Origin of the sequence: uncultured Shimia sp., from assembly GCF_913054185.1 — a bacterium.
Taxonomy (GTDB): Bacteria; Pseudomonadota; Alphaproteobacteria; order Rhodobacterales; family Rhodobacteraceae; genus Shimia.
This window is the reverse complement of the sequence record NZ_CAJXIV010000050.1, coordinates 1-20,838: the sequence shown is the minus strand read 5'-3', so window position 1 is coordinate 20,838 and position 20,838 is coordinate 1. Positions and strand designations below refer to the sequence as shown.

24 protein-coding genes are annotated in these 20,838 nt (G+C 56.6%); 15 read left to right on the top strand and 9 right to left on the bottom strand.

Annotated features, from left to right (window positions below; genetic code table 11):
- Nucleotides 1-122: 122 nt before the first annotated feature.
- From rplQ to QZ517_RS11680, 13 genes are all read left to right on the top strand, one after another.
- Nucleotides 123-542 (top strand): 50S ribosomal protein L17, encoded by a 420-nt coding sequence (rplQ, locus tag QZ517_RS11740; protein ID WP_294226998.1) that lies wholly within the window; start codon nucleotides 123-125, stop codon nucleotides 540-542.
- 160 nt (nucleotides 543-702) lie between these two features.
- The gene (locus QZ517_RS11735; protein WP_294226997.1) at nucleotides 703-1,458 is read left to right on the top strand and encodes an alpha/beta hydrolase; all 756 of its coding nucleotides are present in this window, start codon (nucleotides 703-705) and stop codon (nucleotides 1,456-1,458) included.
- 55 nt (nucleotides 1,459-1,513) lie between these two features.
- The gene (locus tag QZ517_RS11730; RefSeq protein WP_294226995.1) at nucleotides 1,514-2,683 is read left to right on the top strand and encodes an FAD-binding oxidoreductase; all 1,170 of its coding nucleotides are present in this window, start codon (nucleotides 1,514-1,516) and stop codon (nucleotides 2,681-2,683) included.
- 74 nt (nucleotides 2,684-2,757) lie between these two features.
- Nucleotides 2,758-4,140, top strand: coding sequence for a trypsin-like peptidase domain-containing protein (locus QZ517_RS11725; RefSeq protein ID WP_294226994.1), 1,383 nt, complete (start codon nucleotides 2,758-2,760; stop codon nucleotides 4,138-4,140).
- Nucleotides 4,141-4,157: 17 nt separating this feature from the next.
- The gene (locus QZ517_RS11720; RefSeq protein ID WP_294226992.1) at nucleotides 4,158-5,483 is read left to right on the top strand and encodes a replication-associated recombination protein A; all 1,326 of its coding nucleotides are present in this window, start codon (nucleotides 4,158-4,160) and stop codon (nucleotides 5,481-5,483) included.
- Between the two features lie 100 nt (nucleotides 5,484-5,583).
- Nucleotides 5,584-5,973, top strand: a complete 390-nt coding sequence (gene crcB, locus QZ517_RS11715) for a fluoride efflux transporter CrcB (RefSeq protein ID WP_294227012.1) — start codon at nucleotides 5,584-5,586, stop codon at nucleotides 5,971-5,973.
- On the top strand, nucleotides 5,970-7,025 hold the full coding sequence (locus tag QZ517_RS11710; RefSeq protein WP_294226990.1) for an RluA family pseudouridine synthase: 1,056 nt from the start codon (nucleotides 5,970-5,972) through the stop codon (nucleotides 7,023-7,025). Before crcB ends, QZ517_RS11710 begins: the two co-directional genes overlap by 4 nt.
- Before the next feature lie 81 nt (nucleotides 7,026-7,106).
- Nucleotides 7,107-7,784, top strand: a complete 678-nt coding sequence (locus QZ517_RS11705) for an HAD-IA family hydrolase (RefSeq protein ID WP_294226988.1) — start codon at nucleotides 7,107-7,109, stop codon at nucleotides 7,782-7,784.
- Nucleotides 7,781-8,491 carry an ATP12 family protein gene (locus tag QZ517_RS11700; protein WP_294226986.1) on the top strand — a complete coding sequence of 237 codons (711 nt, stop codon included), beginning with the start codon at nucleotides 7,781-7,783 and terminating at the stop codon, nucleotides 8,489-8,491. The genes QZ517_RS11705 and QZ517_RS11700 overlap by 4 nt, the downstream gene beginning before the upstream one ends.
- Before the next feature lie 200 nt (nucleotides 8,492-8,691).
- A complete protein-coding gene (locus QZ517_RS11695) occupies nucleotides 8,692-9,708 on the top strand; it encodes an amino acid ABC transporter substrate-binding protein (protein ID WP_294226984.1) in 1,017 nt (338 codons plus the stop codon).
- Nucleotides 9,709-9,833: 125 nt separating this feature from the next.
- On the top strand, nucleotides 9,834-11,102 hold the full coding sequence (locus tag QZ517_RS11690) for an ABC transporter permease subunit (protein WP_294226982.1): 1,269 nt from the start codon (nucleotides 9,834-9,836) through the stop codon (nucleotides 11,100-11,102).
- Between the two features lies 1 nt (nucleotide 11,103).
- Nucleotides 11,104-12,450, top strand: coding sequence for an amino acid ABC transporter permease (locus QZ517_RS11685; RefSeq protein WP_294226981.1), 1,347 nt, complete (start codon nucleotides 11,104-11,106; stop codon nucleotides 12,448-12,450).
- 15 nt (nucleotides 12,451-12,465) lie between these two features.
- The gene (locus QZ517_RS11680) at nucleotides 12,466-13,257 is read left to right on the top strand and encodes an amino acid ABC transporter ATP-binding protein (RefSeq protein ID WP_294226980.1); all 792 of its coding nucleotides are present in this window, start codon (nucleotides 12,466-12,468) and stop codon (nucleotides 13,255-13,257) included.
- Between the two features lie 54 nt (nucleotides 13,258-13,311).
- On the opposite strand, the gene QZ517_RS11675 is transcribed toward QZ517_RS11680, so the two are convergent.
- The 9 genes from QZ517_RS11675 to rpmH all read right to left on the bottom strand — a co-directional run bounded on the left by QZ517_RS11675 (nucleotide 13,312) and on the right by rpmH (nucleotide 18,395).
- Nucleotides 13,312-13,764, bottom strand: coding sequence for a DUF411 domain-containing protein (locus QZ517_RS11675; protein WP_294226978.1), 453 nt, complete (start codon nucleotides 13,762-13,764; stop codon nucleotides 13,312-13,314).
- A 66-nt stretch (nucleotides 13,765-13,830) separates the two neighbouring features.
- Nucleotides 13,831-14,346: a histidine phosphatase family protein gene (locus QZ517_RS11670; protein WP_294226976.1), complete on the bottom strand. Its 516-nt coding sequence runs from the start codon at nucleotides 14,344-14,346 to the stop codon at nucleotides 13,831-13,833.
- Nucleotides 14,343-14,969 (bottom strand): ferredoxin, encoded by a 627-nt coding sequence (locus QZ517_RS11665; RefSeq protein WP_294226974.1) that lies wholly within the window; start codon nucleotides 14,967-14,969, stop codon nucleotides 14,343-14,345. Before QZ517_RS11665 ends, QZ517_RS11670 begins: the two co-directional genes overlap by 4 nt.
- On the bottom strand, nucleotides 14,966-15,760 hold the full coding sequence (locus QZ517_RS11660; RefSeq protein ID WP_294226972.1) for a sterol desaturase family protein: 795 nt from the start codon (nucleotides 15,758-15,760) through the stop codon (nucleotides 14,966-14,968). Before QZ517_RS11660 ends, QZ517_RS11665 begins: the two co-directional genes overlap by 4 nt.
- Nucleotides 15,761-15,825: 65 nt before the next feature.
- The gene (gene argB, locus QZ517_RS11655) at nucleotides 15,826-16,689 is read right to left on the bottom strand and encodes an acetylglutamate kinase (protein ID WP_294226971.1); all 864 of its coding nucleotides are present in this window, start codon (nucleotides 16,687-16,689) and stop codon (nucleotides 15,826-15,828) included.
- A gap of 178 nt (nucleotides 16,690-16,867) precedes the next feature.
- Entirely contained in the window at nucleotides 16,868-17,188 is a 321-nt protein-coding gene (locus tag QZ517_RS11650; RefSeq protein ID WP_294226968.1) for an antibiotic biosynthesis monooxygenase family protein, read from the bottom strand.
- A 133-nt stretch (nucleotides 17,189-17,321) separates the two neighbouring features.
- The gene (locus tag QZ517_RS11645) at nucleotides 17,322-17,642 is read right to left on the bottom strand and encodes an antibiotic biosynthesis monooxygenase family protein (protein WP_294226967.1); all 321 of its coding nucleotides are present in this window, start codon (nucleotides 17,640-17,642) and stop codon (nucleotides 17,322-17,324) included.
- Between the two features lie 150 nt (nucleotides 17,643-17,792).
- Nucleotides 17,793-18,239 carry a ribonuclease P protein component gene (rnpA, locus tag QZ517_RS11640; protein WP_294226964.1) on the bottom strand — a complete coding sequence of 149 codons (447 nt, stop codon included), beginning with the start codon at nucleotides 18,237-18,239 and terminating at the stop codon, nucleotides 17,793-17,795.
- A gap of 21 nt (nucleotides 18,240-18,260) precedes the next feature.
- Nucleotides 18,261-18,395, bottom strand: a complete 135-nt coding sequence (rpmH, locus tag QZ517_RS11635; protein ID WP_005980833.1) for a 50S ribosomal protein L34 — start codon at nucleotides 18,393-18,395, stop codon at nucleotides 18,261-18,263.
- Nucleotides 18,396-18,803: 408 nt separating this feature from the next.
- On the opposite strand from rpmH, the gene QZ517_RS11630 reads away from it, so the two are divergent.
- On the top strand, nucleotides 18,804-19,544 hold the full coding sequence (locus QZ517_RS11630) for a TVP38/TMEM64 family protein (protein WP_294226961.1): 741 nt from the start codon (nucleotides 18,804-18,806) through the stop codon (nucleotides 19,542-19,544).
- Nucleotides 19,545-19,547: 3 nt separating this feature from the next.
- A partial coding sequence (locus tag QZ517_RS11625; RefSeq protein WP_294226959.1) for an FAD-dependent oxidoreductase occupies nucleotides 19,548-20,838 on the top strand: 1,291 nt, incomplete at its 3' end.

Sequence of the window (20,838 nt, the reverse complement as noted above, 5' to 3'; positions counted from 1 at the left end):
AACCCCGCCCGCTTCACAAAATGCCCGGACCTGCCGGGGACGATCAGGGCACATGCCCCAAGGAGAGTGGCTGACACGCATCGGCTGCCAGACAAAGCAAAAACGCACTTAGGAGAATTACAATGCGTCACGCACGTGGTTATCGCCGCCTGAACCGTACTCACGAACACCGTAAAGCCCTGTTTTCTAACATGGCGGGTTCGTTGATCGAGCACGAACAAATCAAAACCACCCTGCCAAAGGCCAAAGAACTGCGCCCGATCATCGAAAAGATGATCACGCTGGCCAAACGTGGTGACCTGCACGCCCGCCGCCAGGCCGCAGCACGTCTTAAAGAAGACCAGTACGTTGCAAAACTGTTTGACGTTCTGGGCCCACGTTATGCTGAGCGCAAAGGTGGCTACGTCCGCATCATGAAAGCCGGTTTCCGCTATGGCGACATGGCTCCGATGGCGATCATCGAGTTTGTGGATCGCGACGTCGATGCAAAAGGCGCGGCCGACAAGGCTCGCCTGGCAGCTGAAGAAGCCGCCGAGGACTAATATCCTGAATAAATATCCATCTGGATCAACCAGATGCCTGGACCCCTGCCATTATGGTGGGGGTCTTTTTGTTTGTCGTGTCGCCTGAGACATCCGGTCACCTGTTGACCGGTTGGCATCGCTCCTACCTGTTGAGGGAATTCAATAAGGTTTCGCGAACATGACCTCCTCCCAACCTCCTGTTTTCTTTTGCCATGGCGTACCCGGTGGGCCTGATGATGCCACGCTGTTGCAAACCGGCGACCTTCCAGTCACCGCGCCAAATCTGTTTGATTTTGCGGAAGGGGACCCGTTGCAGCATTTGGTTTCACAGTATGACGCTGCCTGTGCCGAAGCAGAGGGCGGGCAGATGCATGTGGTTGGGTTTTCCATAGGCGCGATGGCGGCGCTTCGTTTGGCGGCCGCTCGACCGGATGCCGTGGCCCGTGTGACGGTGATTTCTCCTGCTGCGCCATTGCCGCTGGGAGATTTCCTGCCGGAGATGGCCGGCGCGCCGGTGTTTAAGCTGGCGATGAAACGGCCGGGCGTGTTGCGGATGCTGACGGCTGTGCAGGGTGGGCTGGCGCGCTTTGCGCCAGGGATGTTGATCAATCAGTTGTTTGCAAAATGTGGGGCGCAGGAACAGGCGTTGCTGTTGGACACGCAATTTCAGACAGCGCTGGCGACTGGCATGCGCAATAGTTTTGTGGATCACCGCCAAGGTTATCTAGAATGTCTGTCGGCTTATGTGGCGGATTGGTCAGACGATTTGGCACGGATACAGACGCCGGTAGAGATTTGGCACGGGGATGCGGACACTTGGGCGCCTTTGGCCATGTCTGAGGCGATACGGAAATTGGTTCCCGCGCCTTGCGCGCTGCATGTGGTGCCTGGCGGTGAGCATTACTCGACCCTAAAGGCGGTGCGGTTGGGCTAGCACTCCAAAGGATTGCGCGGCATGGTTCCGCTGAGTGATTTGGAAGGGGGCATAAATGGGCTTTGACGTGGTTGTTATCGGCGCCGGCATGTGGGGCAGTGCCTGTGCGCGGCATCTGGTAGAGATGGGCGCAAAGGTGGCGCTGGTGGGGCCTGCCGAGCCGAAACAAGCGGCGTCGCATGATGGCGTGTTTGCCAGCCATTATGACCAAGCGCGGATTACGCGGCGATTGGCGAGCCAGGCGGACTGGTCTCGGGCGGCAGCGGCTTCTATGGACCGGTATGGAGATATCGAGGCGAGTGGCGGTGTGCCGTTTTTCCATCAGGTTGGAGCCTTGATGGCTGGGCCGGAGCAAGGCGCGGGCGGTGACTACATTCTCAAAACAAAAAACGTAGCTGAGGATGCGGGCACAGAGAATGTTGCGCTGCGTGGTGCCGCCTTGCGGGCGCAGTTTCCGTATTTTGAGTTTCCTGACGGCATCCTTGGCCTGTTTGAGGCCGCTGGCGGGTGGATCAATCCGCGTGCGCATGTTGTGGCGGAAATCAATGCCGCACGGGCCAGTGGGCTGACATTGGTACGAGATCAGGTTGTGGGAGTTCAGGAAAGTTCAGATGGGGTGATCGTGCGCTGTGCCGGTGGCGAGGGGTTGGAGGCAGAGCGAGTGGTTGTGGCTTGCGGGGCGTTTTCCAAGGCCGCCGGCTTGTTGCCAGAGCCAGTGCCGCTCAAGGTTTATGCGCGCACCGTTGCCTTTGTGGAGATTGACGACGACGAGGCGGAGCGCCTGAGGAGTATGCCGTCGGTGGTCTATTTTTTCCCAGATGGTGAAGGGGATTGTTATATCCTGCCGCCGGTGCGCTATCCGAATGGCAAAACCTATCTGAAAATTGGTGGCGATCCGGAAGATGTCGAACTGACCACAGTGGCGGAGATGAAAGAGTGGTTCCGGGGTGGTGGCGACCCAAAGGCGGGCAGCTATATGGCGGAGCAGTTGTTTAAGCTGATGCCAGGGTTGGCGTCTCAAGGGGTGACGTTTGGCAGCTGTGCCACAAGCTTCACGCCAAGGGGCAATCCTTTGATCTACGGCCAATCCGAGCGGGTGTTTGCTTTGACAGGTGGCAATGGAGCCGGGGCAAAATGTGCCGATGAGATTGGCCGCCTTGGGGCGTTGAAGGTGATGGGCAAACCTTTGCCAGAAAACATCTATCAGACAAACTTTCTTCCATAGTTGACCTGTGCACCGGCTTGCATTGCGCCGGGCTGCTGCGCATATGCGTTGCACTGAACAATTGAGGATAACGCATGATCCGCGCCGTATTGATTTCTCTCACGCTGGGCCTGGCCACCACGGTGTCCGCAGAGACTAAAGTCCCGCAATCGCAAGCCCAGATTTCGATGGGCTTTGCGCCTTTGGTGAAAGAGGCAGCACCGGCAGTGGTGAACATCTTTGCCAAGCAGATTGTGCAGGCACGTCAGAGCCCCTTTACGGGGGATCCGTTTTTTGACCAGTTGTTGCGCGGCTTTGGCACGCCGCAGCCGCGTGTGGAAAACTCGTTGGGGTCCGGGGTGATCCTGTCTGAAGACGGCATTGTGGTGTCCAACTACCATGTTGTCGGCATGTCTACGGACATTCGAGTGCATCTGAACGATCGCAGGGAATACACTGCTGAGGTGCTTTTGGCGGATGAATCCAGCGACCTGGCCATTCTGCAGTTGAAAGATGCCGATGGGCTGCCGTTTTTGCAGTTCCGCGACAGCGATCACGTCGATGTGGGCGAGTTGGTGATGGCGATTGGCAACCCGTTTGGCGTGGGGCAGACGGTGACCAGCGGGATTGTCTCCGGTCTGGCGCGTTCTGGCGTGGCGACGGGCAATGCCCGCGGTTATTTCATTCAGACCGACGCGGCGATCAACCCCGGTAACTCCGGTGGGGCGCTGATTGACATCAACGGTGACTTGATTGGCATCAACACCTCGATCCTGACGCGCTCTGGCGGCTCTAACGGGATTGGTTTTGCCATTCCGGCCAATCTGGTGGCGCAATTTGTCGATCAGGCGCGGGCTGGTTTTGCTGATTTCCAACGCCCTTGGGCAGGCATGTTTGGCCAGCCGGTGGATGCGGATATGGCTGATGGTCTAGGTTTAGATCGGGCTGGCGGCATTGTGGTGTCTGAGTTACATGAGGTGAGCCCGTTTTTGGCGGCTGGGTTGGAAGCAGGTGACGTGATTGTTGCGCTTGACGGACAGCCGGTGAACACGCCAGCGGAGATGATTTTCCGTATGTCGGTGGCCGGGCTTGGCAGTGAAGTTGACGTCGACGTGGTGCGGGACGGTGCGGCCCTGATGCGGACAGTGAAAATGGATGTTGCGCCGGACACGCCAAGCCGAGACACAATTGAGACCGGAGCACGATCGGCGATTCCGGGAGTGGTGATGTCCAACATAAACCCAGCCGTGTTGGGCGAGTATGGCCTGCCCCTAAGCCTTGAGGGCGTGATGGTCGAAAATCCGGGTGAAATTGGCACACGTTTGGGTCTGAGACCTGGGGATGTGTTGCGTGTGATCGACGACATGGAAATCAACACCTCCAAAGATGCAGACAAGGCTTTGCGGGACGCGCGCAAGCGGCTTACGTTGGAGGTCCAGCGGGGCACCCAGCGGGTGGTGATGCGCTTTAGACTCTAAGGATATTTGAGCAGACCATGGCTGACCTTTTTGACAGCACACCTGCGGACATTCCCGCAGCGACACCTGTGGGTGAGGCACCGCGCCCTTTGGCGGACCGGCTGCGCCCCAAGACGTTGTCCGAGGTGATCGGGCAGGCGCAGGTGCTGGGCGAAGAGGCTCCTTTGGGCGTGATGCTGTCGTCGGGATCGTTGTCGTCGCTGATCTTCTGGGGGCCGCCCGGTGTGGGCAAGACCACGATCGCGCGGCTATTGGCGGATGAAACCGACCTGCATTTTGTGCAGATCAGCGCGATTTTCACCGGGGTGCCCGAGCTGCGGAAGGTGTTTGAGGCGGCTAAGCTGCGGCGGGCAAATGGCAGGGGCACGTTGTTGTTTGTGGACGAGATCCATCGCTTCAACAAAGCGCAGCAGGACGGGTTTCTGCCCTATATGGAAGATGGCACCATCCTTTTGGTCGGCGCGACCACGGAAAACCCGTCGTTTGAATTGAACGCAGCGGTGCTGTCGCGCTCACAGGTGCTTGTGTTGGAGCGTTTGTCTCTGGGTGACTTGGAGCGCATGGCGCAGAGGGCGGAGAAAGAGCTTGAGAGGCCCTTGCCATTGGACGGCCCTGCGCGAGAAGCGCTGCTTGAGATGGCAGATGGGGACGGGCGGGCGTTGCTTAATCTAATTGAGCAGGTGATGGCTTGGAAGGTGGACGGAAAGCTCGACACGGATGCGCTGTCCACACGGCTGATGCGGCGTGCTGCCAAATACGACAAGTCGGGGGATGAGCATTACAACCTGATTTCAGCCTTGCACAAATCGGTGCGTGGCTCCGATCCGGAGGCGGCGTTGTATTGGTATGCACGGATGCTGGAGGGCGGGGAAGATCCGCGGTTCTTGGCGCGACGGCTGACGCGGATGGCCTGCGAGGATATTGCACTGGCTGATCCGCAAGCGCAGGGCATTTGCTTGAGCGCTTGGGAGACCTATGAGCGGCTGGGAAGCCCTGAAGGCGAGTTGGCGCTGGCGCAGGCGGTGATTTACCTGGCGCTCGCGCCAAAGACCAACGCGGGCTATGCGGCCTATAAGGCCGCGCGGGCATTGGCTAAGAAAACCGGCTCAGAACCACCGCCCAAACATATTCTGAATGCACCAACGTCGTTGATGGCGGATCAGGGGTATGGCGACGGGTATCAGTATGACCATGAGGCCGAAGATGGTTTTTCTGGGCAGAACTATTTCCCCGAAGGCATCAAGCGGCCGGTGATCTACACACCGGTGGAGCGTGGCTATGAACGGGAACTCAAGCGGCGCATGGAGTATTTTTCCAAGCTGCGAACCAAACGCGGCGAGTAAGAAGGCATTGGTTTGGCCTCCAAACAGTTCTTCAAGAGTATTTGGGGCTGAAGGCGCTGGTTTTCTTGACATTGCAGGCCAAAGCGCAGAGAGACGCGTGATGGTTTTGAACGTGGCATATGTGGCTTTGGGTGGTGCCGTCGGTGCGGCCTTGCGGTATTTGCTGGGCATCGGCGTGGTGCGGATTGTGGGGCAGGGTTTCTGGAACGGATTCCCTGTAGCGATCATCACAGTCAACGTGATTGGCTCGTTTCTGATGGGGGCCTTTGTTGTGCTGGCAGCGCAGCGTGGACTGACGCATTTGTCGCCCTTGGTGATGACAGGGCTGTTGGGTGGATTTACGACGTTTTCGGCATTCTCGCTTGAGACCGTGAACCTGATGGAACGCGGGGCTTATGGCGCTGCGACGTTTTATGTGGCTGTTTCGGTGATTGGCGCGGTGGGCGCGCTGATGCTGGGCATGGCCGTGACAAGAGGAATACTGGCATGAGCCGGGTACAGACAATGACCGTCGCGGACGGTGAAGGTGATCAGCGGCTCGATCGGTGGTTCAAGCGCAAGTTTCCACATGTGGCGCAGGGGCAAATCGAGAAGATGTGCCGTAAAGGTGAAATCCGCGTCGAGGGTGGCCGGGTCAAAGCGAACACGCGTGTTGAAGAAGGGCAGAGCATTCGAGTGCCGCCTTTGCCGGAACCCCATGAAGTAGCGCAGCGCGAGTATTCCCGCGCCGCAGCCAAGGTCAGCAAAGCGGATGCCAAGTTGATGCTGGATAGCGTGATCTACAAAGATGATGAGATCATTGCGATCAACAAACCGGCAGGCTTGCCGACGCAGGGTGGCAGCAAACAGACACGGCATGTGGATGGGTTGTCGGTTGCGTTGCAATTTGACATGGAAGAAAAGCCGCGCCTTGTGCATCGCTTGGACAAAGATACGTCTGGTGTGCTGTTGCTGGCACGGACACGCATGGCGGCCAAGGCGCTGACCGAGGCGATGCGGCACAAACAGACCCGCAAGATCTATTGGGCTGTGGTGGCAGGTGTGCCAACGCCGTACCTTGGCGAAATCAAATATGGATTGGTAAAAGCGGGTGGCCATAGCGCCCAAGGTGCTGGCGAGAAAATGATAGCTGTGCATCCGCGCGAAGTGGACAGCACACCGGGGGCGAAGCGCGCCATCACGCAATACTCCACATTGTATCGTGTGGCCGGGCGTGCATCGTGGGTGGCTATGGAGCCAATCACGGGGCGTACGCACCAGTTGCGAGCACACATGGCGGAGATCGGCCATCCAATTATTGGCGATGGCAAATATGGTGGTTCTGGTCAGGAAAACCTTGGCGATGGCTGGGGCGCAAAGCTTGGCGGGATGATTTCCAACAAGTTGCACCTGCACGCGCGGTCCATGACTTTTATGCACCCCACAAAAGGAAAGCCGATCACGGTGACTGCGGAGTTGCCTGAGCATATGGCCCATACGTGGGAGAGCTTTGGTTGGTCCGAAGATCTGGCAGCAGACGATCCATTTGAAAGCTTGCGATAAGGCGTCGGTGCCACTTTGCTCTCACGCTTGACCTCCGCATATGTCCGTGGTGAAGCAAAGCCATGGACGCAAGGAGGTTTCATGCGGCTTAAATTGGTGATTTTTGATGTGGATGGCACGTTGGTGGACAGCCAAGGGCTGATCATTGAGGCGATGGATTTGGCATTTAACGGAGAGGGGCTGGTACCGCCAAACCGGGCGGACACCCTTTCAATTGTTGGACTGTCGCTCGATGTCGCGATGTTCAAGCTGATACCGGACGCAGATGTAGATCTGCGGGCCCAGTTGGTTGAAGGTTATAAACAAGCCTACATGATGCGGCGTGCGGAAACCGGCGTGGAGCAGTCTTCGCCGTTTTTTGAGGGCGCGCGGGATGTGCTGAAGCGCTTGCGAGCGCAGGAAGATGTGCTTCTTGGCGTGGCCACCGGCAAGTCGCGTCGTGGGTTGGATAAATTGATTGAAGGTCACGGGCTTGAAGGCGTCTTTGTGACCACGCAAGTCGCGGACGATCATCCGTCAAAGCCACATCCGTCGATGATCACTACAGCGCTCGTCGAAACCGGCGTCGCGGCGCGGGATGCAGTGATGATTGGTGACACAAGTTATGACATGGATATGGCAGCCGCGGCGGGTGTGGCGGGCATTGGTGTTGGTTGGGGATATCACGAGACCTCAGCGCTAAGTGCGGCACACCATGTTGTTGAAGATTTTGCGGCGCTTGAAGGCGCGTTGGCACAGGTTTGGGAGAACGCATCATGAGCGGATGGGCCAAAAAACGGTTTTGGAAAGACACAACTTATGAAGCCACCGACGGTGGCTTCAAAGTTTTGTTGGATGGGCGTGGCGTAAAAACACCGGCGAAGGCGCCGTTGGTGGTACCAACCGAAGCGATGGCACAGGCTGTGGTGGCGGAATGGGATGCACAAGAGGGTGAGATTGACCCAACCGGCATGCCAGTGACGCGCTCGGTGAATGCCGCAATTGATAAGGTCTCTATCCAGCGTGCCGAAGTTGCGGACATGTTGGCAGATTATGGTGCCAGTGATTTGCTGTGTTACCGCGCGACGAGTCCTGAAGAGTTGATCGCGCGTCAGGCGGAGGCTTGGGATCCACTTTTGGACTGGGCTGACGCCACGTTTGAGGCGCGTCTAAAGTCGGTTTCCGGGGTGATGTTTGAGGCCCAAGACGCGGATGCGCTGAGCAAGCTAAGCGCGAGTACGCACAGCTTTGACAACTTCGAGTTGGCTGCGTTTCACGATCTGGTTGGCATCTCCGGCTCACTGATCATTGGATTCGCCGCAACCCATGATCTGCACCCCGCCGAAACACTCTGGGAACTGTCCCGAATCGACGAGCAATGGCAGGAAGATCAATGGGGCCGAGATGACGAGGCCGCCGAGGAAGCAGAGAAGAAAAAGCAAGCCTTTCTCCATGCTTACGCGTTCTTCCAGATGAGCAAAAAGTGATCGCACGGCACATAAAACAAGGGCAAGAGGCTGATAGCGCAAGCATTGATAGTATTGCGTGATGGACCTCTTGACGTTTGACGATGAATGCGACCAAACTGAACCTCGATGTGAGGGGGGTGTAATCTCTGAACATCTACTTTCGGTCTAACATGGCCAAAAACCACCCGACATAGGGTGGACAACAGGAAGAGGTAAAAATGAAAAAATCCGTAGTTTTCGGTGCACTGACAGTTGCTGGTCTCGCGGCCGGCGCAGCTGCTGCTGGCACGCTTGACGATGTTAAAGCGCGCGGCAAGCTGAACTGTGGTGTGACCACTGGTCTGGTTGGCTTTGCTGCACCAGATGCAAACGGCGAATGGCTGGGGTTCGACGTTGGTATCTGTCGTGCTGTTGCCGCAGCCGTACTGGGCGACCCGAAAGCGGTTGAGTTTGTTCCGACCACCGGTAAGACCCGCTTCACCGCGCTGGCTTCCGGCGAGATCGACTTGCTGGCTCGCAACACCACTTGGACCTTCTCCCGCGACGTTGACCTGAAGTTCACCTTCGTTGGTGTGAACTACTATGACGGTCAGGGCTTCATGGTTCCAAAAGAACTGGGTGTGTCTTCCGCTAAAGAACTGGACGGCGCGACCGTTTGTATTCAGACCGGTACAACAACCGAACTGAACCTGGCGGACTTCTTCCGCTCCAACAACATCAGCTACGAGCCGGTGCCAATCGAAACCAATGCTGAAGCACAGCAGCAGTACCTTGCCGGTGCTTGCGACGTGTACACAACAGACGCATCTGGTCTGGCCGCGACACGTGCGACCTTTGAAGATCCTTCTGCGCACGTTCTGCTGCCAGAAATCATCTCCAAAGAGCCTCTCGGCCCATTGGTTCGTCACGGCGACGACAACTGGGGTGACGTGGTACGTTGGTCTCTGAACGCTCTGGTAACGGCTGAAGAGCTGGGTGTGACTTCCGCAAACATCGGTGAGATGGCTGCTGGCACAAACAACCCAGAAATCAACCGTCTGCTGGGTTCCGAAGGCTCCCTGGGCGAAATGCTCGGTCTGGACGCTGGTTGGGCCAAGAACGCCATCATGGCGGGCGGCAACTACGGTGAGCTGTTTGAAGGTAACATCGGCGAAAGCACTCCGATCGGTCTGGCCCGTGGCCTGAACGCTCAGTGGACCGATGGTGGCCTGATCTACTCCCCACCATTCCGCTAAACACATCACGGAAAGGGCGCGGATATCTCCGCGCCCTTTTCGCTTTTACTACCCACAACAATAATCGGCCACGGCGCAATCATGACGCCACCAAATAACAGGCCGAGTAACGGGGAAGATCCCATATGACCACTTTGACCGACCCTCCCAAGGCGTCGTTCCGGCTGTCTATGCTGATCTACGACACACGGTATCGTTCTTTGACGATCCAAGCTGTCGCGATGATCGGTTTTATGCTTTTTGCCGCCTGGTTGATCAACAACACAATGACCAACCTAGAGACCCTTGGAAAAACGCCGCAGTTTGGATTCCTTTTGGAACCTGCTGGCTATGACATCAACCAACGCTTGCTGGACTATAACAGCCAAGACACCCACATGCGGGCGTCACTGCTTGGTCTCCTAAATACACTGCTTGTTGCGGTGATGGGCTGTATCACAGCGACCATCATCGGTGTGCTTGTTGGTGTTCTACGTCTTTCGAAAAACTGGATCGTCGCTAAAATCATGACGGTCTATGTGGAAATGTTCCGCAACGTGCCGGTGCTGCTTTGGATTGTGTTGGCCATGGCCATTCTGATCGAGAGCCTACCTGCACCACGTGCCTTCCGTGGAGAAAATCCTGAAGCCACGATGAACCTGTTTGACACAGTGGCGGTGACAAACCGCGGCATTTACGTGCCGGAGCCCCTGTTTTCCAACAGCCTTGGGAATATTCACCTGCTGGGTCAAAGCTCGCTGCGGTTTGATGTCTCAGTCGATTTGATGGCCTTCCTGATCGTGCTGGGTCTGAGCATTTTTGGCATTACCAAGGTCAACGCACGCGCCAAACACATTCAGGAAACAACCGGTGAGCGTCCTAAAACGATTTGGGTAAATCTTGGGCTGTTCTTTGTGCCAACCGGCATTTTAATGGCGTTGCTTGGGTTCCATCTCGGCTATCCGGAGTTGAAAGGCTTCAACTTCAAAGGCGGCACGCATATGCGTAACTCGCTGATTGCCTTGTGGTTGGCGCTGAGTCTCTATACTGCGGCCTTTATCGCGGAGATTGTCCGTGGTGGTATCTTGGCAGTGAGTCATGGTCAAACCGAAGCTGCTGAGGCGCTGGGTATGCGTTCTGGTCGCACGATGCGGCTTGTGATTCTTCCGCAAGCGTTGCGTGTGATCATTCCACCCATGATTTCCAACTACCTGAACCTGACCAAAAACTCCTCGCTGGCGATTGCGGTGGGTTACATGGACATCACAGGCACGTTGGGCGGCATCACTATGAACCAGACCGGGCGTGAGCTTGAGACGGTTCTGATGTTGATGCTGTGTTACCTGGTGATCTCGTTGAGCATCTCCATGGTGATGAACTGGTACAACAACCGCGTAAAACTGGTGGAGAGATAAAATGAGCGACGTTTCTTTTGTCCGCACCGAAATGCTCCCACAGCAAGAGCCACCCGGCTCCTCTGTTGGGGTCGTTGGTTGGGCGCGGGCCAATCTGTTTGATGGAGTTACGAACTCCGTTCTCACTATTGTAAGTCTGATTCTTGTGTACTTCGTGTTGGAAGGCCTGCTGACTTGGACGCTTCAGTCCGTGTGGAACGCAAGCTCGCTGACCGAATGTCGGGAGATCATGACCGCCACTTGGGGTAAGACCCATGGGCATGCGTGTTGGGCAGTGATCAATGATCGTTGGCTGCAGCTGCTGTATGGTTTCTACCCACCCTATCCTGCAGAAGCGGGGGTGAACTTTGGTGAAAACACAGGGGCGTGGCCGGCCTACTTCCGTCCAAACCTGTCATTTGTGCTGTTGTTGATTGCTGTTGCACCGGTCCTGTTTGACAAAGTGCCACGCAAGCTGCTGATCGTGACGGCTGTCTACCCGTTCCTGATGCCTTGGTTGATGTGGGGTGGATCGATTTGGAGCCCTCTCATGGCTGCCGCTGGTTTTGGCATCGGGTTCTTGGCATATCGTTTGCTGACCCCCGTCATTGGTGGCTTGGGTGGCATCATTGCCGCGATTGCATTGCCTGTGATCTGGTGGCTGTTTCTGACGGGCATCGTGGCAGCAGGTCTGGAATCGGTTGTTTCGATTTCGATACCTGAGGTTGAAAGCCGCAAATTTGGTGGCTTCATGCTGTCGATCCTGATTGGGGTGGTGGCCATTGGCTGCTCGCTGCCAATTGGCATCGTGTTGGCGCTTGGCCGTCAGTCCGATTTGATGATTGTGAAAACACTGTGTGTGGGCTTCATCGAGTTCATCCGGGGTGTGCCGTTGATCACCCTGCTGTTTGTGGCATCTGTTCTTTTGAACGTGTTCCTGCCACCGGGTACGCAGTTTGACATCATCCTGCGGGTTCTGATCATGGTGACGTTGTTTGCCTCTGCTTATATGGCGGAAGTTGTGCGTGGTGGTCTCGCCGCGCTGCCAAAAGGCCAATATGAGGGCGCTGACTCTCTGGGTCTGAACTACTGGCAGGCACAACGGTTGATCATCATGCCGCAAGCGTTGAAGATCTCCATTCCCGGCATCGTGTCGACCTTCATCGGGGTGTTTAAAGACACCACGCTGGTGTCGATCATTGGCTTGCTTGACCCGCTGGGTCTGTCCAATGCGATCCGTGCGGATGCGGCCTGGAACGGCATCTATTGGGAGCTGTTTGCTTTCATCGCCTTCCTGTTCTTCGTCTTCTGCTTCGGCATGTCCCGCTATTCCATGTACCTGGAGCGCAAGCTCCACAAAGGTCACTAATAAGGAGTTCATCAAATGTCTGAACTGATGACCGACCGCCAAATCGACCGTTCGAAGATGCAAGTCTCCGATAAGGTCGCAATCGAAATCCGTAACATGAATAAGTGGTACGGCTCGTTCCACGTGTTGCGCGATATCAATATTACCGTGAACGAAGGCGAACGCATTGTTATTGCGGGACCTTCGGGCTCTGGTAAATCCACGTTGATCCGCTGTATCAACCGTCTGGAAGAGCACCAGTCAGGTGACATCATCGTGGACGGCACGGAGCTGTCCAGCGATCTCAAGAACATCGATAAGATCCGCTCTGAGGTTGGCATGTGCTTTCAGCACTTCAACCTCTTCCCGCATCTGACGATCCTAGAGAACTGTACGCTGGCGCCGATCTGGGTGCGGAAAACTCCGCGCAAAGAGGCGGAAGAAACCGCGATGCACTTCCTTGAGAAGGTGAAGATCCCGGAGCAGGCCGACAAGTATCCCGGTCAATTGTCCGGTGGTCAGCAGCAGCGTGTGGCGATTGCCCGTTCGCTTTGCATGAAGCCGCGCATCATGCTGTTTGACGAACCAACTTCGGCACTTGACCCAGAGATGATCAAAGAGGTGCTCGACACCATGATCGAACTGGCGGAAGAGGGCATGACCATGTTGTGCGTGACCCACGAGATGGGCTTTGCCCGTCAAGTTGCGAACCGTGTGATCTTCATGGACCAAGGTCAGATTGTGGAGCAGAACGAGCCGGAAGAGTTCTTCAACAACCCGAAGAGCGAGCGGACCAAGCTGTTCCTCAGCCAGATCCTGGGTCACTGATCCAAATTACAGACGACCAAGAAAAGGCCGGGCAAATGCCCGGCCTTTTTGCCTTTAGCTATGACTTTCAAAGACTTCGGTACTGCCATCAGTGTGGATTAGCAGAGTGTTATAGGGCTCCACGTCTCCTCCCATTTCCATGCCTGGTGACCCCATGGGCATGCCAGGCACAGTGATGCCGCGTGCTTCGGGGCGTTCGGCCAAAAGGCGCCGGATGTCGGCAGCCGGTACGTGGCCTTCCACTAGGTAACCATCAATGAGACCAGTATGGCAGGAGGAGGTTGCATCCGTGAGGCCAAGGCGGGCTTTGATATCCCACAGCTGTTCGTCAGGGATGGCATGGCTTTCCACGGTGAAACCCTCAGAACGCAAGTGATCCTCCCAGGCGCCGCAGCAGCCACAGGTGGGGGACTTCACAACTTTGATGATGAGGTCATTAGCGGCCAGAGCTGGCAGGGTTGTCAGAGGCAGGCTGGCGGTGGCCAGAAGAAAGGCGCGGCGGTGCATGAAGCTCTCCTATGCGTGGGTTTTGCAAGAGATATGTATTGAGGTGCGCTCCGGCAATGCGATGGATCAAGCTGAGCGGTTTTGCGCGGCAATAACCTCGCGCGGGATGGCAAAATCGATCACGGCGCCTTGGTTGAATTTGAGCTCGGACCAGTTGGCCAACTCAAATTGGATCACCGTGGTGGCGCAGGTTGGGTAGTCCGAGAAGCGCGGGTGCGTGGCGGGTGAGCTGACGAGCAGTTCCGCAAAATGGGCGATGCCGGGATTGTGACCGAGCATCAGAACAGTGTCGGATGTTGCGGTTTGCAACACACGGAGCATCACGTCTGGGCTGGCGTGGTACAGACTGTCCTCGTACCGAGTTTTGGACATGGGAAGCCCCAAGCGAGTGTAGGTTTCGCGGGTACGCTCAGCTGAGGAGCAGAGGATCTCATCAGGGTGATAATTTTTTTCTTTCAGCCAGTTGCCCATGGCGTCTGCTGAAATGCGACCACGTTCATTTAGGACGCGAGCGTGGTCCGGTTGCATAAAATCGTCCCAGCTTGATTTGGCGTGGCGCATCAGGATCAGGGAGCGGCTCATGGATGAAAGGACCTCATATGCAAGTCGGATTGCGCGTCAGTGCGCCCGGATTTGGCTGAGTGTGGACAGGCGCGGCGGGCAATGCAACCGCGGGCCATGCACTCTGCGCCATCTTCCGTGTCCAGAAAGGCGTGGCAGGCGACGACGTTGTAGCCGGTTTCTGCACTGAGCGCCTCAACCGGGCAGGCAGAGGTGCAAGGGGCATGGCAGGTGAGGCAGGGGGAGGGTGTATCCTGTTGAGGTAAAGGGATTTCTCTTGGCAGGATCAGTGCGCCGCGTAGGGAGATCATAAGGCCTACGTCGGGGTGCACCATCATGCCCACAGGGCTTTGAAAGAACTGTCCGCTGTCCAAGGCCCAACGGATGAAAGGCGGGTAGGGCGGGCCGTCGGAGGGGAACTGACATGTGCCGCTGAAGGTTTGAGCGAGTCCGCCAACGATGCTCTTGGACCAACGGTCAATTGGATGTTTTTCGCCATCCAGATGCTCCGGCGACGCGCTAAACGCGGCCCAGAACTCCGGGCCGGTGCCAAACAGCACAATGGTTTTTCCGTCCTCATGCAGCGCTCCCAAAGTGAGGAGGCCCGCGTTCGCGGCGGCGGTTTGAATGGCGTCCAGCGTCATTTTGCGCGAAAGGGGAGGCGCAGGCTCCAGGACAGTTTGGTGGGGCGAGTGTCTTGCCACTCTAGTCCGATGGTCATCTTATCATGTCCTGCACGGGGTTGCGCGATATAGGTTCCCAGCGCACGGTCCCAGATCGACAGGGCAAAGCCGTAATTGCTGTCGTGCTCGTCCCGGTGCACCGAATGATGAACACGATGCATGTCTGGGGTGACCAAAACAAGTCGGATAATTTGATCCAATTTGGCGGGCAGGCGGATATTGGCGTGGTTGAAAAGTGCGGTACCGTTGAGCAGCACTTCGAATACCAGCACCGCGACGGCGGAGGGGCCGAGCAGGTAAATCAGGCCAATTTTTAGCAGCATGGAGAGGGCAATTTCCACGGGATGAAAGCGGATGGCGGTGGTGACGTCAAAGTCCGGATCGGCGTGATGGACGCGATGTAAACGCCACAGGAGAGGGATTTTGTGAGTGATAAGGTGCTGCAGCCAAATGGCAAAATCGAGAATTAGAATTGAGAGCAGGAACTCAAACGCGAGCGGTAAGTTGATCGAGTTGAACAAACCCCAGCCGTTGGCTTGTGCATCGGAGGCCGCTCCGACGGCGAGCAAAGGCAGGGCGATGGCCAAGGCACGCAGGGTCAGCGTGTTGAGCAGAGAGAGGCCCCAGTTGGCCACCCAACGATGTGTCTTGGACCAGTTCAATGGGCGTCGTGGTGCCAACGCCTCGAGCGCGGCAAGACTGACGAAGAGGCCGAAAAAGACGCCGAGGCGGATCAGAAGCTCGTGTTGCATTGAGAGGGCATCCTTGCTGATGGCCTCTCAATGTATTTGTTTTTTAGAATATGAAAAGGGGTTGGTTAGTCCGCTCGGATCATTGAGCCTGCGCCATGTTCGGTGAACAGTTCAAGCAAGCAGGCGTTGGGCGCACGGCCATCGAGAATGACCACCGCGCGCACGCCTTTTTCGATGGCGGACAGTGCGGTTTCGGTCTTGGGAATCATGCCGCCCGCTATCACGCCTTCTTTGGTAAGATCACGAATTTGCTGGGCTTTTAGCTCCGTCAGAACCTCGCCCTCGCCGTTTTTCACGCCAGCTACATCGGTCAGTAGAAGGAGACGGTCAGCTTCCAGCGCACCGGCGATGGCGCCTGCGGCGGTGTCGCCGTTGATGTTGTAGGTCTCGCCGTTGCGGCCCGCGCCCAAGGGGGCAATCACCGGAATGGTGTCGTTGGCAAAAAGCTCATGTAGAATCGCCGGGTTCATGTCGGCGGGGGTGCCAACAAAACCGAGATCGGGATTGGTTTGATCGCAGACAATCAGGTTGGCGTCTTTCCCAGACAGGCCCACGGCTTTACCACCCTGACGGTTGATCGCTTGCACAATGCGTTTGTTCACCACACCGGACAGGACCATCTCCACAACTTCAACAGTGGCGGCATCGGTCACACGTTTGCCGTTCACAAAATCAGATTTGATTTCAAGACGTTCCAACATCGCGTTGATCATTGGACCGCCGCCATGCACGATCACCGGATTGATGCCCACCTGGCGCATCAGAACCACGTCGCGGGCAAAATCATCCATGGCTTCGTCGCTGCCCATGGCGTGTCCGCCAAGCTTAATAACCACGGTCGCCCCCGTGTAACGCTGCAGATACGGCAGGGCTTGGGACAGGGTGCGGGCTGTGGCGATCCAATCGCGATTCATTTCTTGTGTCTTCATGTTGCTGGCCTCTTTGTCAGAGCGTGTTAACGGCTCTTTTCAGAAGTGCCAAGACGTACTGGAAGAATTGGGTGCCGATTTGGTAAAAACGATCAAAATTAACCCGATATGGAGCATCGGCAACGCGTCGGTATCACGGCTGTTTAGCGGAGGTGCGCGTTTTGTTAAGGAGATTTTCTTAACGCGCGTGCTCGTGACGGTCTGAAGAGTGCACAAAATGAGGGGTGAGTTCCTTAATCACCAAATCGGTGACACCGTTTTCAAACAGATCCTGGAAGTCGTGCAGGGCACCACTGTTGAGGAAGGTTTGCCAGTCGCGCCGGGATTCCCATCGCAGGAACAAGATGAATTGTCCGGGATCATCCGTGCCGGTATGCACATCAAAGCGTAGGCAGTTTTGTTCGTTTAGGACGCGCTGAGAGAGAGCCAAAAGACCGGAGCGAACGGGCGCTCGGTTGGGCGAGTCGAGAAAAAATGACGCCATAATGGTGATGGACATAATAAGGCCCTTGCCGATTCTTACGTAACGGTAATGGGCCAAGGGTGTGCCGCGAATACTTACTTAACAATGAAAGAATATGTCAGAGCGGCCATAAAGCTGGGCAAACAGAAGAATGCCGCTTGTGTGGCGTCTAGCCCGCTAGAAGCAAACAGGTGGGACGTCGGGTGCGTAGCGGGGCTTGTTTGGCGACTCTCAGCTCCGACAACATTCCAAACACTGCGGTCTGAAAGTCAAAAAGCGCATCCGAGTTTAGATACGCCTGCCATGCGGCGGTGTTCTCCCATTTTTGCCGGATATGAAATTCGGACGGGGCGTCTTCGACTGTTGTGGCGCTAAAGCTAACGCTGCCAGGCATAGTGCGCGCCTGTGCCGCCAGCGTTTTGAGAGCGCCGGTCACGTGTTCCGCATATTGATCGTCTGTCGAAAAGGAGACTACCACTGTCTCTTTCATGACCCACTCCATAAGACCTTTTTGGTTTCACCCCGAAACACATTGGATTGGAGGGATATATAATTGGTGTACAAATGGTAAAGGCACAGAGTGTTTTAGATTTTATGAAATCTGTTTGGATTTCGGGGAAATCGTAATTTGCCCAAGAGTTTAGCTACGGGGCGCGTGCAGTTTACGTAGCGCCCATTTCAGGTCGCCTTGCAAGGTTTGGATATCGCGGGCAGCTGTGGCGTCTTTGCGGCCGATCAAAACGTAGTCCCAACCGGGTTTGCCGTAAGCTGGCAGAATCGCGCGGGCCACTTCGCGCATCCGGCGTTTGGCGCGGTTGCGGGCGACGGCGTTGCCAACTTTTTTGGAACAGGTGAAGCCCACGCGGACAAGAGATGGATCAACGGTCTCATCGTCGCGGCGTTTGCGGGCCTGGATCATCATCGCCTTGGTGCCCTGTTTGCGGGCGCGGGAGGCGGCGAGAAAGTCACTGCGTTTTTTCAGGACGGGCAGGGCGACGTCCGCTTTGTCGTCCAGACAAACGGAAACCGCCGGAGACGATGTCCCGTTGGTGGCTGTGCCATCCGTGGGGGTCTCCGGCGGTGTCATTCCGTCAAACGGTCGGTGAGCTTATGCGCTCAGCGACTTACGACCGCGTGCGCGGCGTGCGTTCAGGATTTTGCGGCCAGCTTTGGTGGCCATGCGCGCACGGAAACCGTGGCGGCGTTTACGAACCAGGTTCGAAGGTTGGTAGGTGCGTTTCATCGCTCCGTCTCCGTCATGTTGTTTCAGCGGGCCCCGGCGCGAGATTCGCGAAGCCTATCTATTCGAAGACCGGTCTTTAGACCTGCCCGCCGAATATGTCAAACGTCAGATGCGGGATTTTTGGCAAAAAGGCAAGGGGTGGGTGCGAATCCCCACACAGAGGAAAGAAAGGCGCTCGCGTGGACCCTAAGCGGGGTGAAACAAAAGGGTACGTGGTCCGTCAATATGAAACATTGCCCGCAATAAGAAGGCGGAAAGTGACAAAAGACTGGGATCACAGAGCGCATTGTTACGGTTAACCAAGAATCGCTCACGAAACGTGGCGTCGAGATCAAGCGCCCGTGAGGTCTCTGTTGTTTTTTCTGTGAGTCAGCCATGTTGAAGTTAGACCAAGCAAACGGAACAAAGATGTCTGACGTGACGGATACAGCACAAGAAACCAAATCCAAATGGGCGCGCATGTTGCCGCTGGCGGCGATCGCTGTTGGGGCGGTTCTGGGGGCTTACGCCCTGGGCGATTACTTGAGTTTTGAAGCCTTGCGGGACAATCGCGAGATGCTGATTGCCTATCGCGACGCGCATTACGCGCTGGCAGTGGTGATGTTCATGGCAATTTACGTGGTGATCGCGGGGTTCTCTTTACCTGGCGCGACTATTGCCACGCTGACCGGTGGCTTTTTGTTTGGCACCTTTCCTGGCGTGTTGTTCAACGTGGGTGCAGCGACACTGGGCGCCACGGTTGTGTTTCTGGCAGCGCGTTGGGGGCTTGGAGACCGGTTGGCCGCCAAGATGGATGCGGGCGAGGGCAAGGTCAAAGCCATCAAAGACGGGATAGATGAGAATCAGTGGTCGATGCTGTTCATCATTCGGCTGGTGCCTTTGGTGCCGTTTTTTGTGGCCAATCTGATCCCGGCGCTCGTTGGCGTGTCGCTGTGGCGCTATGTGGTGTCGACCTTCATTGGCATCATTCCCGGCGGGCTGGTGTATACCTCGGTAGGTGCTGGCCTGGGTGAGGTGTTTGCTCGAGGCGAGACGCCGGATCTGGGCATTATCTTTGAGCCACATGTGTTGTTGCCGATCCTTGGCCTGGCGGCGTTGGCATTCCTGCCGGTTGTGCTCAAACTCATTCGCGGCAAAGAGGCGCTGTAAATCATGGAACAGATCAAGACGGATGTGCTGGTCATCGGGGCTGGCTCTGGTGGGTTGTCTGTGGCGGCAGGGGCCAGCCAGATGGGCGCCAGTGTGGTGCTGCTGGAAGGTCACAAGATGGGCGGGGACTGCCTGAATTTTGGCTGTGTGCCCAGTAAGGCTCTGCTGGCGAGTGCCAAGATGGCGCATCAGCAAACCAAAGGCCAAGCGTTTGGCGTGTCCAATCAGGTGCCGCAGGTGGACTATGCCGCGGCCAAGGCACATGTGGCGGATGTGATATCGCAGATTGAACCGATGGACAGCGTGGAGCGGTTTGAAGGCTTTGGCGTGCGGGTGATCCAGGAATACGGGCATTTCATCGGTCCCAAAGTGGTGCAAGCTGGGGATCATCAGATCACCGCGCGACGTGTGGTGATCGCCACAGGGTCCAGCCCGCTGGTGCCGCCTATTCCCGGGTTGGATCAGGTGGAATACCTGACCAATGAAACGCTGTTTGAGATGACAGAGACGCCGGAGCATTTGCTGATCATTGGCGGTGGACCCATTGGTATGGAGATGGCGCAGGCGCATGCGCGGTTGGGCATCAAGGTTATTGTGATCGAAGGTGCCAAGGCGCTGGGGCGGGATGATCCGGAGATGGCGGCAATTGTGCTGGAGCGGCTGCGGGGCGAAGGTGTGGAGATTGCCGAGGACGCGATGGCAAAAGCTGTGACGCAAAAAGACGGCGTGATCACCGTTGAGGCGCAAGATGGACGCAGCTTTAGCGGGTCACATCTTTTGGTGGCGGTGGGGCGTAAGGCCAATATGGCGCGCCTCAATCTGGAAGCCGCAGGTATTGAGACGCACAAGGTGGGTATCACGGTGGATGCCTCGCTGAAGACCACCAATAAGAAGGTCTACGCCATTGGCGATGTCGCTGGTGGCGCGCAGTTTACCCATGTGGCGGGGTATCAGGCTGGGGTGATCATTCGCTCGATGCTGTTTGGCTTGCCCGCCAAGGCGCGGACGGATCATGTGCCGTATGCAACTTATACCGATCCAGAGTTGGCCCAGGTGGGGCTGACCGAAGCGGAGGCAAGAGCGCAGTATGGCGATAAGCTCACCGTGACGCGGTTTGAGAGCCACCACAATGACCGGCTGATTGCGGAGCGCAATGCCTATGGTCTGATCAAAGCGATGGTGGTGAAAGGGCGCCCTGTGGGCGTGTCTATTGTGGGGCCGCAAGCGGGAGAGCTGATCAATCTGTGGTCGCTGGTGATTGCCAATAAACTCAAGATGAGCGCGGTGGCTGGCA

Bases quoted from the DNA above. Each gene is read 5' to 3' on its own strand.
- rplQ (WP_294226998.1), top strand. From the start codon at position 123: ATGCGTCACGCACGTGGTTATCGCCGCCTGAACCGTACTCACGAACAC.
- QZ517_RS11735 (WP_294226997.1), top strand. From the start codon at position 703: ATGACCTCCTCCCAACCTCCTGTTTTCTTTTGCCATGGCGTACCCGGT.
- QZ517_RS11730 (WP_294226995.1), top strand. From the start codon at position 1,514: ATGGGCTTTGACGTGGTTGTTATCGGCGCCGGCATGTGGGGCAGTGCC.
- QZ517_RS11725 (WP_294226994.1), top strand. From the start codon at position 2,758: ATGATCCGCGCCGTATTGATTTCTCTCACGCTGGGCCTGGCCACCACG.
- QZ517_RS11720 (WP_294226992.1), top strand. From the start codon at position 4,158: ATGGCTGACCTTTTTGACAGCACACCTGCGGACATTCCCGCAGCGACA.
- crcB (WP_294227012.1), top strand. From the start codon at position 5,584: ATGGTTTTGAACGTGGCATATGTGGCTTTGGGTGGTGCCGTCGGTGCG.
- QZ517_RS11710 (WP_294226990.1), top strand. From the start codon at position 5,970: ATGAGCCGGGTACAGACAATGACCGTCGCGGACGGTGAAGGTGATCAG.
- QZ517_RS11705 (WP_294226988.1), top strand. From the start codon at position 7,107: ATGCGGCTTAAATTGGTGATTTTTGATGTGGATGGCACGTTGGTGGAC.
- QZ517_RS11700 (WP_294226986.1), top strand. From the start codon at position 7,781: ATGAGCGGATGGGCCAAAAAACGGTTTTGGAAAGACACAACTTATGAA.
- QZ517_RS11695 (WP_294226984.1), top strand. From the start codon at position 8,692: ATGAAAAAATCCGTAGTTTTCGGTGCACTGACAGTTGCTGGTCTCGCG.
- QZ517_RS11690 (WP_294226982.1), top strand. From the start codon at position 9,834: ATGACCACTTTGACCGACCCTCCCAAGGCGTCGTTCCGGCTGTCTATG.
- QZ517_RS11685 (WP_294226981.1), top strand. From the start codon at position 11,104: ATGAGCGACGTTTCTTTTGTCCGCACCGAAATGCTCCCACAGCAAGAG.
- QZ517_RS11680 (WP_294226980.1), top strand. From the start codon at position 12,466: ATGTCTGAACTGATGACCGACCGCCAAATCGACCGTTCGAAGATGCAA.
- QZ517_RS11675 (WP_294226978.1), bottom strand. From the start codon at position 13,764: ATGCACCGCCGCGCCTTTCTTCTGGCCACCGCCAGCCTGCCTCTGACA.
- QZ517_RS11670 (WP_294226976.1), bottom strand. From the start codon at position 14,346: ATGAGCCGCTCCCTGATCCTGATGCGCCACGCCAAATCAAGCTGGGAC.
- QZ517_RS11665 (WP_294226974.1), bottom strand. From the start codon at position 14,969: ATGACGCTGGACGCCATTCAAACCGCCGCCGCGAACGCGGGCCTCCTC.
- QZ517_RS11660 (WP_294226972.1), bottom strand. From the start codon at position 15,760: ATGCAACACGAGCTTCTGATCCGCCTCGGCGTCTTTTTCGGCCTCTTC.
- argB (WP_294226971.1), bottom strand. From the start codon at position 16,689: ATGAAGACACAAGAAATGAATCGCGATTGGATCGCCACAGCCCGCACC.
- QZ517_RS11650 (WP_294226968.1), bottom strand. From the start codon at position 17,188: ATGTCCATCACCATTATGGCGTCATTTTTTCTCGACTCGCCCAACCGA.
- QZ517_RS11645 (WP_294226967.1), bottom strand. From the start codon at position 17,642: ATGAAAGAGACAGTGGTAGTCTCCTTTTCGACAGACGATCAATATGCG.
- rnpA (WP_294226964.1), bottom strand. From the start codon at position 18,239: ATGACACCGCCGGAGACCCCCACGGATGGCACAGCCACCAACGGGACA.
- rpmH (WP_005980833.1), bottom strand. From the start codon at position 18,395: ATGAAACGCACCTACCAACCTTCGAACCTGGTTCGTAAACGCCGCCAC.
- QZ517_RS11630 (WP_294226961.1), top strand. From the start codon at position 18,804: ATGTCTGACGTGACGGATACAGCACAAGAAACCAAATCCAAATGGGCG.